Origin of the sequence: Kribbella sp. NPDC050281, from assembly GCF_040655855.1 — a bacterium.
Classification (GTDB): Bacteria; Actinomycetota; Actinomycetes; order Propionibacteriales; family Kribbellaceae; genus Kribbella.
Window position 1 is genome coordinate 167,058 of record NZ_JBFAKS010000005.1, and the last position, 13,649, is coordinate 180,706.

The following is a 13,649-nucleotide window of genomic DNA, read 5'->3' on the forward strand; positions in this document are numbered from 1 at the left end:
TCCCTAACCGTTGCTGCAGGCAATCAGCTTACCGTTGACAACAACCGCGGCAAGGTCCCCGATGCCGCCGGTAGGGGTGCGGGTCAATTGGAGGAGGTCGGCGCGCGTGCCGACCTCCAGGCGGCCACGGTCGCGCAGGCCGAGGAGGTCGGCGGGGGTGGTGGTGGCCATGGTGACGGCGGTCTCGACGGGGAGGCCGCCGGGGCTGGTGGACCAGCGGAGGCAGTCGAGGAGCGAGGCGCCACTGCCGGCCAGGTACGGCGTGCCGTGGAGACGGAGGCTCCCGTCACCGGTGACAGTGACCGCGCCGCCGACCGCGGTCCGATAGTCGCCGGGCGCGCACCCGGCCAGGGCGGCGGCGTCGCTGGTGAGGACGCACCGGGAAGGCCCCTTGGCGCGGACCAGGGCGGCGAAGGTGTCGGCGGGCAGATGGTGGCCGTCGGCAATCAAGCCCGCGGTGAGGGCGTCCTCGGTCAGTTGCGCCCAGATCGGGTTCTGGTGGCGGTGGATCTGGGCGGGAAGACCGTTGCCGAGATGCGTGGAGAGTCGTCCGCCCGCGGCCGCGAAGGCGTGGACGTCGGCGGCCGTCGCCAGCGAGTGCCCGACCGACGGGAGTACGCCGTGTGCTGCGAGGTGGCGGGTGAACTCGATGGCGCCGGTGCGTTCGGGGGCGACGGTCATGATCGCGATCGCGCCGTCGGCCGCGGCCTGCCAGCGATCGAACTCGCCGGCGTCGGGGTCCCGGATGACGGCCGGGTCGTGGGCGCCGCGGGCACCGTCCTCGGATGAGATGTACGGCCCCTCCAGATGCAGCCCCGGTACGCCGTGCGCCGTGTGGGGATCGGATGCGCGCGCGGCGGCGGCTCGCTTGACCAGGGTGGTCGTGGTCGGGTCGTCGGCGGAGATGATCGTCGGGAAGACCGTCGTCACGCCCTGTCCCCAGAGCGCGCGGACCAGGTCGGGCAGTTCGCTCGCCGGGCGGGACGGGTCGTTGACGTCGAGGCCGCCGTACCCGTTGAGCTGGAGGTCGACCAGGCCGGGGATCAGCAGCAGGTCCGGCGCGGACGGGTGGCCGGCGATCTCCTCGATGCCGGCGGGGGAGAACCGCACCCGCACGCCGCGGCCGCCGGCCGTGTGACCTTCCAGGACCTCGCTCGACACAGTGGGCCTCCTCAGGCGTCCGGTTCGGGGACTACACAACAGCATCTTGGGACTCACGGCAAAACCTGCTAGTTTGCTGCAAACGTTTGTAGCCTACACCCGTCAATCCGTCCCGAGGAGTGCACGTGCTCGACACCCGGACCCAGATCGAGGATCTCCGCCTCGAAGTCTTCGCCGACACCGCGGACATGGCTGCGGCGGCCGCCGCCGGCACCGCCGATGTGCTCAGTCGCGCGGTCGCCGAGCGCGGCGCGGCCCGCGTCGTGATCGCCACCGGCAACTCGCAACTCGCGTTCGTCACGGCCCTCGCCGGGTACGACGTCCCGTGGTCGCAGGTCACCGTCTTCCACATGGACGAGTACGTCGGCATCGACGCCAACCATCCGGCGTCGTTCCGGCGCTGGATCGCCGAACGGATCGCGGAGCCGTTCGGGCCGGCGCGGGTCGAGTACATCGACGGTGAGGCGCCCGACGTCGACGCAGAGTGTGCGCGATACGAGGCACTGCTGCGGCAGTCTCCGATCGACCTGACCTGTATGGGGATCGGGGAGAACGGGCACCTTGCGTTCAACGAGCCGGGGCAGGCGGAGTTCGACGACCCGCGCTGGGTCAAGCCGATCAGGCTGACGCCGGAATCGCTGCACCAGCAGGTCGGTGAGGGGCACTTCCCGGACATCGCGTCGGTGCCGCCGACGGCGATCTCGCTGACCGTTCCGGCGCTGCTCGGCGCCCGGGTGGTGCAGGTCGTCGCCCCCGAGCAGCGCAAGGCCGTCGCGGTCCGCAACACCCTGACGCTGCCGATCGACGCCGCCTGCCCGTCGACGATCCTCCGCCGTACTCCGCACGCCAAGCTCTACCTCGACGCCGCCTCCGCCGCCGCGTCCCTCGATCTCCTCCCCGCCACCGCCTGACATCCGATTCCCGACTCGCGGGAATTGTCCCCCCGCGAGTTGGGACGGGTGGTCAGCTCAGGTCGAGCAGCGCGGCGAGGTTGATGGGGCGGCGGGTGGCGATCGACTGGGTCAGAGCGTCGCCCATGGCCACGGCGTACGCCGCTTCTGTGCTGGTCGCCATCAGGCCAAGCTCGACGGACTCGGGGCTCGGGCCGGTGAAGAGGTCACGCCGCATCAGCGGGTCCGCGCCGCCGTGGCCGCCGGCTTCCGGGTGTACCTCGATGACGCGAGTCGGGCCGAAGAGTTCGGAGACGGTGATGTGGTCGGAGGCCGGTAGTGCGGTGCCGTCCACGGTGCGGCCGTGCAGCAGTGAGATCGAGCCGTGGGTGCCGGCGATGCTGACCCGGAATCCTTCCCAGGTGCTGGAGAAGTCGATGGAGTACGTCAGGCTCGCGCCGCTCGGGTAGCGCGCGACCGCGCTGTACGTGTCCTCGATGTCGATCTCGGCGTCGTACAGGTACAGCGGTCGCGATCCCGGATACTGCCCGGGATAGTGCAGCCCGAACAGGCCCGCTCGGGCGGAGTCGTCGTCGGTGGGGAAGACCCCGGACTCCTGCTGGGCAAGGAAGTACGGGTCCTTGGCGCGCAGTTCGCCGACGGACAGCTCGCCGCCGGGACGGTGCGGGCTCGCTGGGCCGTAGTAGTTGAGAGCGCCGTACCCGAAGATCTCGTCCGGCGCGGAGCCGATCCACCAGTTGAGCAGGTCGAAGTGGTGCGACGACTTGTGGACCTGCAATCCGCCGGAGAGCGAGCGCCGGCGGTTCCAGCGCAGGAAGTAGCTCGCTCCGTGCCGCAGGTCGACGTGGTAGTCCATCACGACGCGCGTGATCCGCCCGATCGTGCCGGCCAGGATCAGCTGCTTCACCTTGCGATGCGCGGCCGGGTAGCGAAAGTTGTGGGTGATCTGGACGGTCCCGTTCGATGAACGTTCGGCCGCGAGCACTGCCCGGGCGGCTGCGGCGGTGCTGACCATCGGCTTCTCGGTGACTACATCCACGTCGTGCCGCAGCGCGCCGATGATGTACTCCTCGTGCGTGTGATCGGGCGAGGTGACGATCACCGCGTCCGGTACGACGGTCGCGAGCATCTCGTCGTACTGCGTCGGTGGGAAGAACGGGATAGGCGAGCGGCCGAGGCGCTGCAGTGCCTGGTTGAACTCGGCGACCCGGTCTGCGTCGGTGTCGACGATCGCCACCACCTCGGCGTACCCGGACAGGTCGTCCTCGTCGCTGCCGTACCCGAAACCCCCGTCGGCGGTGCGGTCGGTCAGTCCGAGGATCGGCAGGACGAAGCTGGCCAGACCGCGGGCGGACAGACCGCAGACGGCGTACCGGCGGATCGAGGACATGGGTCTCCTTCAGCTGAGATCAGTCGAGCAACCGGCAGCAGGCGCTGTCGGCCGCGTACAGGCCAAGGCTTTCGAACAAGGTCCGTGCGATCACCCGGTGGCCGCGACCGCTCGGGTGGGTCGGGTCGGCCATCCACTGGGCCGGTGCCCAGCCGTTCCCGGCGGTGGTCCAGTGCGCGAAGTGGTCGACCAGCACCACGTTCCGCCGAGCGGCGACAGTGCGGATGGTTTCGGCGTACGCCGGGAGGTGGTCGCCGAGGTTGTACCGGCAGGTCCGCAGTACGGCGGTCGGCGTCTGAGCGACCACGATCGCGCCGGTCTCGAGGATGGTGCTCAGCAGGGTGTCGTAGCGCTGCGCGAACTTCTCGACGCCGTCCGCCCCGGCCTTCGCGTCGTTGGTGCCAACGCCGATCAGGACCAGGCCGGGCGCGAGGTCGAGGGCGGCGGGGAGCCGGCCGAGGGTGTCCTCGGTGTTCGCCCCTGAGACGGCCCAGCGGACGAACGAGTCGCCGTACCGGGTGAGCTCGTAGCGGATCCGTTCCTCGAGCAGCTGGACGTAGTCACGCTCGGCGCCGGTCCAGTGCGCGCCCTGGGCGATGCTGTCGCCGATCGTGGACCAGCGGATCGGCTCTTCCGACTGTAGTGCGGCCGCCAGGGCCGATCTCCCGATGGTGTTCGCCATGGCCGACACGATAGCAAGATTCTCTGCTATTGCGACAAACGTTTGCAGTCCGTATCGTCCAGCGCACCCCCTCCGCCACTGGGGAGAACTGAGTCACGAGAGGAATGTCCATGAGACTCCGCCGAACGTCCCTGGCCGCGCTGGTTCTCGCAGCCGGCCTGGGACTGCTCGCACCGTCCGCGCAGGCCAGTGAACCGAGTCCACCTGTGCCCGACCAGGCCGGTGGCACCTGCGCACCTGCGCAGTCGTCCGTCCCACTGCCGGTGACCCGGGACCACGGCGTACTGCAGGCGCAGGTGTTCGACCGCCAGGTCGCCGATCCGTCCGTGTACGCGGGCCGGGTCGGATTCGTCTGGGCCGCGCTGCAGTCGGCCCAACCTCAAGGTGTGCTGGCCAGTTCGTACGTCACCGCGTTCCGCAACGCGCCCGCCCGGCAGTACACGCCGGAGTGGTTCAAGACCAACCATCCGGACTGGATCGAGTACACCCCCGACCGGACGACGCCGGCCTGGGAGTTCAACAACCAGGTCTACACGCCGATCGACATCAGCAACCCCGAGGTCCGGCAGTGGTACACCAGCACGCTGCTCGACCCGGCGATCGCGGCCGGCTTCAAGGTGATTGCCGTCGACAACATCGGCGTACGCAACGACTTTCACGTCAGCGGTCACTATGACGCCAATGGTCAGTGGGTCCAGCAGTTCGGCTCCGACCCGAAGGACCCGGCGTGGGTCGCCGACGTACTGGACTGGCTGCGGTATCTGCGGGACTACGCGCACGCCCGCGGCGTCGCGGTCGCGTTCAACCTGACGTTCAACGGAAGCCTGCACGACGAGTTTCAGGACAAGTCGCCGGAGTACATGGCCGCGCTCGACCAGATGATCGACATCTCCGACATCTGGCTGAACGAGCAGGGCTTCACGGTGCACCGGGTGGAGAACGTGACCGACGACGAGTGGCAGCTGATGTTCGACCTGCTGCGCCGGCACCGCTGCAAGCCGTCCGTCGTGATGAACAAGCTGCCCACCAGCTTCTGGTACGAGGCATCGCCTGAGCAACGGCAGTGGGTCGTGGCGAACTACCTGCTGTACCGCGAGGCGCCGGCGATGCTCGAGAGCACCGGGAGCAAGGACTACGCGGGCTTCAACGAGATCCCGGAGATGGCGGCCGATCTCGGTACGGCGATCACTCCGCCGGTACGACGTGGTCCGGTGTTGTGGACGCGCTCGTACCGGGACGGGATCACCGTGGTGAACCCGTCGTCGGCACAGCCGGCGCAGCTGCGACTCCCCGCCGGGACGTTCACCGACCTGCACGGCGTGCGGTACACGGGCCGGATCGACGTACCCGCCAACACCGGTTTGGTCCTGAAGAAGAGCTAGTTGTTCACCGGGGGTCGGCCGGCGCGACGCCGGTCGATCCCCGGATCACGAGGCGGGTCTCGAGCTTGACCGTTGTCGGTGCGCCGAGCTCCGCGCCGTCGCGCAGTTGGTCGAGCAGCAGGTCCACCGCCGCCGAGCCGAGCTCCGCGGCCGGGACGTGGATCGAGGTCAGCATCGGGTGCGTCACCGTGGACAGCGGGCTGTCGTCGATGCCGATCACGCTGATCTCCCGGCCGACCTGCATGCCCCGCTCGGTGAGCCGGGACATCACTCCGAGCGCGATCAGGTCGTCGTACGCGATCGCGGCCGCGACCTCGGCGGACTGCAACAGGTCGGCGGCCCGCATACCGGCCTGGATCTGCGGCTCGAACGGGCCGAGCTCGCGCAGCTCCACGTCGTTGGCCGCGCATGCCGTCGCGAGTGCGTCGCGGCGCTGCTGGTTGGACCAGGACCGCCGCGGGCCGGCCAGGTAACAGATCCGGCGGTGTCCGAGCGAGACCAGGTGCTCGACTGCCTCCTGCATTCCCTCGGCCTCGTCGATCACCACACTGCGGGCGCCCTCGACCTCACGGTTCACGAAGACCACCGGGAGCTGCTGGGCGAGCCTGGTCAGCTCGGCCGGCGCGGTCCGCGGCGACGCGAGGATCAGGCCGTCGACCTGACGGCTCAGCCCGCGGGCGAGCTCGAGCTCGTCGGCGACGTGCTCGTCGGTGTCCGCGATCAGTACGGCGTACCGCTTGTCGCGGGCGCGGGCCTGCACCGACTTGATGATCGGCGGGAAGAACGGGTTCGCGATGTCCGGCACGACCAGGCCGACGGTGTCGGTCCGGCCGGACACCAGGGAGCGGCCGGCCCGGCTCGGCGCGTACCCGAGCTGCCGGGCGACCCGCTCGATCCGGGTCCGGGTCTCGGCGTTGACCTTCTCCGGATCGGTCAGCGCCCGCGACACGGTCGAGGTCGACACGTTGCAGGCCGCGGCCACCTCCGCCAGCGTGACAGCCAATGCAAGCTCCCCGGTCGTCGTGATAGATCAGTGCTCGTTGCCGCATCGTACCGCAAACGATTGCCGTGACTCTTGACCCTGATTGTAACCACTTGGTCGGGATTCCACTGCAAACAGTTGACTCTTGCTGCAAACGTTGGCAGTCTCATCTCACTCCGGCCGGTCCGGCCGGGGATCGAAGGGAGATCCCGTGCGCTCCAGGATGAAACTGACAGCGGTCGTGGCCGGTCTGGCCGCGCTGTCCGGGCTGACGGCCTGTTCGGGAGGCGGTTCTGCGGCCGGCGCGGCCGGAAGTACGCCACCGTTGACCGTCGCGGCGTACTCGCAGCCGACCCTGCAGCCGAACTTCAACCCGTTCTCGGTGAACGCGTTGCGCGGCACCATCGGGCTGATCTACGAGCAGCTGTTCGACTTCAACACCGCACACCAGAACGAGTTCATGCCGAGTCTGGTCACGAAATACACCTGGTCCGCCGATGGGAAGGCGATCGACCTCAGCCTGGACAATCGGGCGAAGTGGTCCGACGGCAGCGCGCTGACCGCGGACGACGTGATCTTCACCTTCGACTACCTGAAGCAGCACCAATTGCTCGCGCTGCCGGTCGACACGGTGACCAAGACCGCCGACGGCGTGCACCTGACGTTCAGCAAGCCGGAGTACGCCGCGATCCAGGATCTGGGCCGGACCGTGATCGTTCCGAAGAAGGTGTGGGCGGGCAAGGACCCGGATACCGACACGAACCTGCAGCCGATGGGCAGTGGTCCGTATTCGCTCGGCCAGGTGACCGGGCAGCAGGCGACGTTCACAGCGCGCTCGGACTACTGGAAGCAGAAGGTCCCGGTGCCGCAGATCACCTACGTGACCACCAGTAGCACCAACCTGCTGACCCAGCAGTTGGTCCGGCACGAGGTCGATCTGGCGTACGCGGGAATCCCCGACGTGAAGAACCAGTTCGTGCAGCGCGACCCCGCGCAGAACCACCTCTGGCCGATCTACGCGAGCATGAAGCCGCTGATGCTGAACCTGACGCGCAAGCCGTTCGACAACGTGCACGTCCGCAAGGGCCTCGCGCTGGCGATCGACCGGCAGGCGGTCACCGACGCGTACAACCCGGGTGTCTACCAGCCGGTGGGTCCGACAGGTCTCTACCAGGGCAATTGGTCGTCCTGGATCGCGCCTGCCGACCGCGACCCGGTGAAGCCGGACAAGGCGGCCGCGCTGGCCGAGTTCGCACAGGCCGGGTACGAGCAGCAGGGCGGCAAGCTGATCGGTGCCGACGGCAAGCAGTTGGCGCTGCGGATCCTCACTGTCAGCGCGTTCGCGGACGGGATGGCGTACTCGCAGGAGCTGGCCGGTCAGCTCGCCGCGCTGGGCATCGATGCCGCGGTGAACGGCGTACCGTCGGCCGCGTACACCGGTGACGAGGACAAGCGTGACTTCGACGCGATCTACGGTGACGCGTTCACGTTCGGTACGAACCCGTACACGTTCTACGACCGGATGCTGTCGGTGAAGTCGAAGACCAACGTGGTCGGCTGGAACGACCCAGCCACCGAGACCGCGCTGGGAGCGCTGGCCCAGGCCGCGCCGGATGCACAGTTGGCCGCGTCCAAACCGTTGCAGCAGATCATGCTGACCCAGCTGCCGGTGATCCCGGTGGCGGTGAAGGGTACGCCGTACATGTACAACACCGAGCACTGGACCGGCTGGCCGAGTGCCGACGATCCGTACACGACGCCGGATCCAGGGGCGATCAGCGGGGTGTTCGCGTCCAAGCTGTTCCTCTCGCTGAAGCCGGCATGACCCGAGTTCTGGGTACGCCGTTCGTGCAGCGGATCGGGTTCTATCTGCTGGCCGCCTGGTCCGCCGTCACGATCAACTTCGTCCTGCCGCGGTTGATGCCGGGTGATCCGGCGTCGGCGATCCTGTTCAAGATGTCCGAGCTCGGGCCGGTGTCGGAGCAGCAGGAGGAGTTGGTGCACCGGCTGTTCGGCGGCGCGCGCGGGCAGTCCTGGTGGCACGAGTACGTCAGTTATCTGAACGGGATCATCCATCTGGACTTCGGCCGGTCGATCTCGTTCTACCCTGCGACCGTCTCGGCCGTGGTGAAGTCGGGCTTCCTGTGGACGTTGCTGCTGGTCGGTAGCGCGACCGTGATCGCGTTCGTGCTCGGCACCGGCCTCGGCATCGTGGCAGGCTGGCGGCCAGGCCGGGCGGTCGACTCGGTCGGCAGCCTGACGTCGATCTTCCTGCACTCGCTGCCGTACTTCTGGGTGGCGCTGATCCTCGCGTACCTGTTCTCGTTCACGCTCGGCTGGTTCCCGCTGTCCGGCGGCGCCGACATCGGGCTGGTGCCCGGGTTCACGCCGGACTTCCTGAACAGTGCGGTCCGGCACGCGATGTTGCCGGCCGCAACCATCGTGCTGACGTCGGTGAGCGGCTGGATGATCCACATGCGCAACATGATGGCCTCGGTGGTGAACGAGGACTACGTGTTACTGGCGCAGGCGAAGGGCCTGCCAGGGCACCGGGTGGTGTTCTCGTACGCCGCGCGGAACGCCGTACTGCCGAGCATCAGTGGCTTCGCGGTGTCGATCGGGATGGTGGTCGGCGGGTCGCTGCTCACCGAGATGGTGTTCAACTATCCCGGTCTCGGCAGCCTGCTCAACCAGGCGATCGTGAACGTCGACTATCCGCTGATGCAGGGACTGTTCCTGATCATCTCGCTGACCGTGCTGGCGGCGAACTTCGTGGTCGACTCGCTGTACGTGCTGATCGACCCGCGCACCCGGGAGGTGTCGTGATCCGACGACTGGTCTCAGTTGGTGACCGGAAGGTGACCGTCGGCCTGACGGTGCTCGTGGTGATGCTGCTGGTCGCGGTCCTCGGACCGGTCTTCGTCAGTTCGGTGCTCGGTCAGTCGCCGACCAAACTGCACGCGGGTCCGCCGCTGGCCGGCCCGTCGGGAGCGCACTGGCTGGGTACGACGTCGTCCGGCGTGGACGTGTTCGCGCAGTTCATCACCGGGACGCGGGTCTCGGTGTTCGTCGGCCTGATCGGTGGGACGATCTCGACGTTCCTCGCCGTACTGTTCGGGCTGGTCAGCGGGTACCACTCGGGGAAGGCGGGTGCCGCGCTGACGGGGTTCGTCAACATCTTCCTGGTCATCCCGGGTCTGCCGTTGCTGCTCCTGATCGCCAGCTACACCAGGGGTCGTGGTGGGTGGCCGGCGGTTGCGCTGATCATCGGTCTGACCAGTTGGGCCGGTGGTGCTCGGGTGAAACGAGCGCAGACGCTGTCGCTGCGCCATCGCGACTTCGTAGCGGCGGCCCGGTACAGCGGTGACAAGCAGTCCCGCGTGCTGTTCATGGAGGTCGTGCCGCATCTGGCTCCCGTGATCGCGTCGACGTTCCTGTTCGCGGTCGTCGGCTCGATCGCGGCGGAGGCGGGGCTGGACTTCATCGGTGCCGGAAACACGAACACGGTCAGCTGGGGCACGATGCTCTACTGGGCGCAGTCGCAAGGGGCGTTGCAGGGCGGCGCCTGGTGGTGGTTCCTGCCGCCGGGCCTCGGCATCGCCCTGGTCGGTGCGGCGGCGGGCCTGGTGAACTTCGGCATCGACGAGTTGTCGGATCCACGTCGCCGTACTGTGCGGGCCTCTGCGCGTCCCAAGCGGCGGAAGGTGGTGGCGGCATGACGCTGCTCGAAGTCCGTGACCTGGTCGTCGAGTACGGGACGGATCAGGCGGTGCGGGCGGTCGACCGGGTGTCGTTCGACGTCGATCGTGGCGAGATCTTCGGCGTACTCGGCGAGAGCGGCAGCGGGAAGACGACGCTGATGACCGCGATCACCCGGTTGCAACGCCCGCCGGCCCGGATCGCCGGCGGCACGGTGACGTATCGGCCGTCGGACGGTCCGCCGGCCGAGCTCGTCGGCTGCTCTCCGCAGCAGCTGCGCGACCTGCGCTGGGAGCGAGTCGCCGTGGTGTTCCAGAGCGCGATGAGCTCGCTGAATCCGGTGATGCGGATCGGCACGCAGTTCGCCGACGCGATCCGGGCGCACCGGTCGATGAAACGCGCTGCGGCGTGGGACCGGGCCGCGGACCTGCTCGACCTTGTCGGCATTCCACGCGACCGGGTGCGCGGCTACCCGCACGAGCTCTCCGGCGGAATGCGGCAGCGGGCCGCGATCGCGTTGTCACTCGCCTGTGAGCCGGACCTGGTCGTGATGGACGAGCCGACCACGGCTGTCGACGTGGTGATGCAGCGCCAGATCCTCGACAACCTCAAGCAACTGCAGGACAGCTTCGGCTTCTCGGTCCTGTTCGTCACCCACGACCTGTCCCTGCTCGTCGAGCTCGCCGACCGGATCATGGTGATGTACGCCGGACGCGCGGTCGAGATCGCGCCGGCGGCCGACATCTACCGCGACCCGAAACACCCGTACACCCAGGGATTGCGGGACTCGTTTCCGTCGCTGCACGGACCGCGTCGCGAACTGCGCGGGATCGGCGGCGCCCCGCCCGACCTGCGGCAGCTGCCGGCCGGGTGCGCCTTCGAACCCCGTTGCCCACAACGCGTCGACGACTGCCGGGAGACCTCGCCGGCCCTGATCGAACGTGACCATACGCAGGCAGCCTGTCTGCTGCTCGACCTTCAGGAGGTGCGCCATGCTGGAGGCCGTTGACGTCACGAAGCGGATGCCGCTGCACGGACGGCGGCACGGGCAGTGGTTCACCGCGGTCGACTCGGCATCGTTGACGCTGGAGACCGGGAAGGTGGTCGCGCTCGTTGGTGAGAGTGGTTCGGGCAAGAGCACGCTGGCCCGGATCCTCACGCTCGGGGACGAGCCGACCGCGGGCACGATCCGCCTGGCCGGCAAGGAGGTCAGTACGCGCCGACGGGCGGATCGGCAGGCGCACTTCGGTCAGGTGCAGCTGATCATGCAGGACCCGTTCGCCTCCCTGAACCAGTTGCACCGCGTGCGCTACATCCTCAGCCGGCCGCTGCGGAACTTCGGCACGGACGGTGATCTGACCGAGCGGATCATCGGGCTGCTCGAGCGGGTGAATCTGACGCCGGGGGAGCAGTACATCGACAAGTACCCGCACGAGCTGTCTGGTGGCCAACGGCAACGAGTCGCGATCGCGCGGGCGCTGGCGGCCGACCCGGTGGTGCTGATCGGCGACGAGCCGGTGTCGATGCTGGACGTGTCGATCCGTCTCGACGTACTGCGGTTGTTCGCGGACCTGTGCGCTCGGGACGGGCTGGCGATGCTGTACATCACGCACGACATCGCGAGTGCGCGGTACTTCGCCGACGAGATCACCGTGATCTACGCGGCCCGGATGGTCGAGGGCGGTCCGGCGGAGGAAGTGACGCAACGGCCGCGGCATCCGTACACGCAGCTGCTGCTGGAGTCCTCGCCGGATCCGGACCGTGACAGTGAACGCCGTACCCTGCCGATCGTCGATGCATCGGGCGAGCCGCTCGATCGGGAGCAGGAGCTCGCCGGCTGTCCGTTCGCGGCCCGCTGCCCGCATGCGATGCCGGTGTGCACCGAGCAGCCGCCGCCCACGACCACCACCGTCAACGGGCATTGGTCGCGCTGCTGGCTCAACGATTGATCCGCTCCGCGATCCAGCCGAGTCACCCCCGCGAGCCGACCGGGGCTAGCTGTTGCGCCCGCTTCTTTCGGCGAGGCGGTGGAGTTGCCCTGTGTGTACGTCGCTGACCCATTCCCAGCCCGGCTTGGCCGATGGGCCGACTCGCGGGTCGCTGGGGTCCTGGCCGTCACGCAAGGCCTGCACGTAGGCCCGATCCTGGTCGATCCGTGCGCGCAGCTCATCCGCTCCGCCGACGGCCCCATGGCCCGGGACGACGACAGTGACGTCGTCAGCGACGCCCGCGAACAGCCGCAACGCGGCGAGGTAGTCCTCGAGCGGGTCAGCGGCGGTGCCATACAGGTCGAGCATCGGAACCAGGACGTCGGAAAGCATGTCGCCGGCGACGAGCACTCCGCGTTCCTCGATCAGTAGTGCCGCATGGCCCGGGGCATGTCCCTGATGCTCGATAACCGTGACCTTCGGGCCATCCCAAGGAAGGTGGGTCGTTCCGGCGGGCAGACCGGTGATGAGGCCGAACAGGTCCAGCGGGATCTCGTCGGCGACCTCCGGCGGCAGCCCCTCGGCGACGCGGGCCTTCCAATCCGCGTTCGACTGCAGATCCTGCAGAGCCGCCGCGCAGCGGGCCGTGCCGTACCTGGGCGCATCGCCGAACTCGGCGTACCAGAGCACGTGATCCCAATCAGGATGCGTCGCGAAGCCTGCCACAACGGGCCGGCCGTCTGCGCGGAGGTCGTCCGCGAGACAGGCCATTTCGGCGCCTGTTATTCCGGGGTCGATGAGCAGCACGCCGGCCGTGCCGTGCACGACAACGGCGTTGTTCTGGATCAACTCGCTCTGGTGGACCTGCACACCGTCCGCAACCTGCGTCAGCATGGGCCGGCCTCCTTGACGTCGCGGATCGCGTAGCGGTGCATCGTGACGCCCTGCTTGAACGATCGCTGCTCGAGCAGCTCGAGGTCGATCGGCAGGTCGTAGTCGTCGAACAGCGGCCGGCCGAAGCCGAGGATCGCGGGATGGGTGGCGAGCAGCAGCTCATCAAGCAACCCTGCCCGGAGCAGCTGCGTCGCGAGCGCCGCGCCGCCGACCCCGATGATGCCGTCGGTCTCGGCCCGGAGCACGGCAAGCTGCTCGATCGCGTCGTCTCCGCCGATGATCCGGGTGTTGTGATCGGCGCTGTCGCGGGTGCGAGAGACGAGCACCTTGGGCTTGGCGGTCCAGATCTCGGCGAACTCACGCATGAAGTCCGGCAGCGACGCGTCCTCGCGTCCCCGTGGCCAGTACTCCTCCATCGTCTCGTAGATGACCCGGCCGTGGACCATCAGCGCGAGGGCCTGAGCGTGCGCGTTGAACGCGCGGTGCAGTTCCTCGTCGATGCGCAGCCAGTCGCCCGCGCCGTCGTCCCCAGGGACTTGCTCGATCCGCAGGTCGAGGGACACGTTCATCGAATACACGAAGCGGCCCATGATCCCCCTCTTCCGAATAGTGCTTGCGTT

The 13,649-nt window shown here is 68.4% G+C and carries 13 protein-coding genes; 7 read left to right on the forward strand and 6 right to left on the reverse strand.

Translation table 11 applies throughout. The features are described 5' to 3' along the window. Positions 1-3 precede the first annotated feature (3 nt). Entirely contained in the window at positions 4-1,161 is a 1,158-nt protein-coding gene (locus tag AB0I34_RS07910) for an amidohydrolase family protein (protein WP_360441258.1), read from the reverse strand. 125 nt (positions 1,162-1,286) lie between these two features. On the opposite strand from AB0I34_RS07910, the gene AB0I34_RS07915 reads away from it, so the two are divergent. Next, complete coding sequence (locus AB0I34_RS07915; RefSeq protein WP_360441261.1) at positions 1,287-2,072, forward strand: 6-phosphogluconolactonase; 786 nt, start codon at positions 1,287-1,289, stop codon at positions 2,070-2,072. Positions 2,073-2,124: 52 nt separating this feature from the next. On the opposite strand, the gene AB0I34_RS07920 is transcribed toward AB0I34_RS07915, so the two are convergent. Beyond that, positions 2,125-3,462: a Gfo/Idh/MocA family oxidoreductase gene (locus tag AB0I34_RS07920; protein ID WP_360441264.1), complete on the reverse strand. Its 1,338-nt coding sequence runs from the start codon at positions 3,460-3,462 to the stop codon at positions 2,125-2,127. A 19-nt stretch (positions 3,463-3,481) separates the two neighbouring features. Then, positions 3,482-4,144: an SGNH/GDSL hydrolase family protein gene (locus AB0I34_RS07925; RefSeq protein ID WP_360441267.1), complete on the reverse strand. Its 663-nt coding sequence runs from the start codon at positions 4,142-4,144 to the stop codon at positions 3,482-3,484. Between the two features lie 110 nt (positions 4,145-4,254). Here AB0I34_RS07925 and AB0I34_RS07930 point away from each other — a divergent pair, with 110 nt between their 5' ends. Further along, on the forward strand, positions 4,255-5,526 hold the full coding sequence (locus tag AB0I34_RS07930) for a putative glycoside hydrolase (RefSeq protein WP_360441270.1): 1,272 nt from the start codon (positions 4,255-4,257) through the stop codon (positions 5,524-5,526). A gap of 4 nt (positions 5,527-5,530) precedes the next feature. Here AB0I34_RS07930 and AB0I34_RS07935 read toward each other — a convergent pair whose 3' ends face one another. Then, positions 5,531-6,529 carry a LacI family DNA-binding transcriptional regulator gene (locus AB0I34_RS07935; RefSeq protein ID WP_360441273.1) on the reverse strand — a complete coding sequence of 333 codons (999 nt, stop codon included), beginning with the start codon at positions 6,527-6,529 and terminating at the stop codon, positions 5,531-5,533. 202 nt (positions 6,530-6,731) lie between these two features. Here AB0I34_RS07935 and AB0I34_RS07940 point away from each other — a divergent pair, with 202 nt between their 5' ends. From AB0I34_RS07940 to AB0I34_RS07960, 5 genes are read left to right on the forward strand one after another with little or no spacing between them, the layout of a single operon-like run. Continuing rightward, positions 6,732-8,333, forward strand: coding sequence for an ABC transporter substrate-binding protein (locus AB0I34_RS07940; RefSeq protein WP_360441276.1), 1,602 nt, complete (start codon positions 6,732-6,734; stop codon positions 8,331-8,333). After that, positions 8,330-9,334, forward strand: a complete 1,005-nt coding sequence (locus tag AB0I34_RS07945) for an ABC transporter permease (protein ID WP_360441279.1) — start codon at positions 8,330-8,332, stop codon at positions 9,332-9,334. Before AB0I34_RS07940 ends, AB0I34_RS07945 begins: the two co-directional genes overlap by 4 nt. Continuing rightward, the gene (locus AB0I34_RS07950) at positions 9,331-10,227 is read left to right on the forward strand and encodes an ABC transporter permease (protein ID WP_360441282.1); all 897 of its coding nucleotides are present in this window, start codon (positions 9,331-9,333) and stop codon (positions 10,225-10,227) included. Before AB0I34_RS07945 ends, AB0I34_RS07950 begins: the two co-directional genes overlap by 4 nt. Beyond that, a complete protein-coding gene (locus AB0I34_RS07955) occupies positions 10,224-11,216 on the forward strand; it encodes an ABC transporter ATP-binding protein (RefSeq protein WP_360441285.1) in 993 nt (330 codons plus the stop codon). Before AB0I34_RS07950 ends, AB0I34_RS07955 begins: the two co-directional genes overlap by 4 nt. Then, positions 11,200-12,156, forward strand: a complete 957-nt coding sequence (locus AB0I34_RS07960; protein ID WP_360441288.1) for an ABC transporter ATP-binding protein — start codon at positions 11,200-11,202, stop codon at positions 12,154-12,156. Before AB0I34_RS07955 ends, AB0I34_RS07960 begins: the two co-directional genes overlap by 17 nt. 45 nt (positions 12,157-12,201) lie before the next feature. Here the strand turns inward: AB0I34_RS07960 and AB0I34_RS07965 are convergent, their stop codons facing one another. Together AB0I34_RS07965 and AB0I34_RS07970 are read right to left on the reverse strand one after the other, a co-directional pair. Then, positions 12,202-13,029 carry an MBL fold metallo-hydrolase gene (locus AB0I34_RS07965; protein WP_360441291.1) on the reverse strand — a complete coding sequence of 276 codons (828 nt, stop codon included), beginning with the start codon at positions 13,027-13,029 and terminating at the stop codon, positions 12,202-12,204. After that, positions 13,023-13,619, reverse strand: coding sequence for a dihydrofolate reductase family protein (locus AB0I34_RS07970; RefSeq protein ID WP_360441294.1), 597 nt, complete (start codon positions 13,617-13,619; stop codon positions 13,023-13,025). Before AB0I34_RS07970 ends, AB0I34_RS07965 begins: the two co-directional genes overlap by 7 nt. Between the last annotated feature and the right edge of the window lie 30 nt (positions 13,620-13,649).

What these genes read in the sequence shown, in the direction of transcription:
- AB0I34_RS07970 (WP_360441294.1), bottom strand. Translation starts at nt 13,619, where the DNA reads ATGGGCCGCTTCGTGTATTCGATGAACGTGTCCCTCGACCTGCGGATC.
- AB0I34_RS07965 (WP_360441291.1), bottom strand. Translation starts at nt 13,029, where the DNA reads ATGCTGACGCAGGTTGCGGACGGTGTGCAGGTCCACCAGAGCGAGTTG.
- AB0I34_RS07945 (WP_360441279.1), top strand. Translation starts at nt 8,330, where the DNA reads ATGACCCGAGTTCTGGGTACGCCGTTCGTGCAGCGGATCGGGTTCTAT.
- AB0I34_RS07940 (WP_360441276.1), top strand. Translation starts at nt 6,732, where the DNA reads ATGAAACTGACAGCGGTCGTGGCCGGTCTGGCCGCGCTGTCCGGGCTG.
- AB0I34_RS07930 (WP_360441270.1), top strand. Translation starts at nt 4,255, where the DNA reads ATGAGACTCCGCCGAACGTCCCTGGCCGCGCTGGTTCTCGCAGCCGGC.
- AB0I34_RS07960 (WP_360441288.1), top strand. Translation starts at nt 11,200, where the DNA reads ATGCTGGAGGCCGTTGACGTCACGAAGCGGATGCCGCTGCACGGACGG.
- AB0I34_RS07920 (WP_360441264.1), bottom strand. Translation starts at nt 3,462, where the DNA reads ATGTCCTCGATCCGCCGGTACGCCGTCTGCGGTCTGTCCGCCCGCGGT.
- AB0I34_RS07925 (WP_360441267.1), bottom strand. Translation starts at nt 4,144, where the DNA reads ATGGCGAACACCATCGGGAGATCGGCCCTGGCGGCCGCACTACAGTCG.
- AB0I34_RS07955 (WP_360441285.1), top strand. Translation starts at nt 10,224, where the DNA reads ATGACGCTGCTCGAAGTCCGTGACCTGGTCGTCGAGTACGGGACGGAT.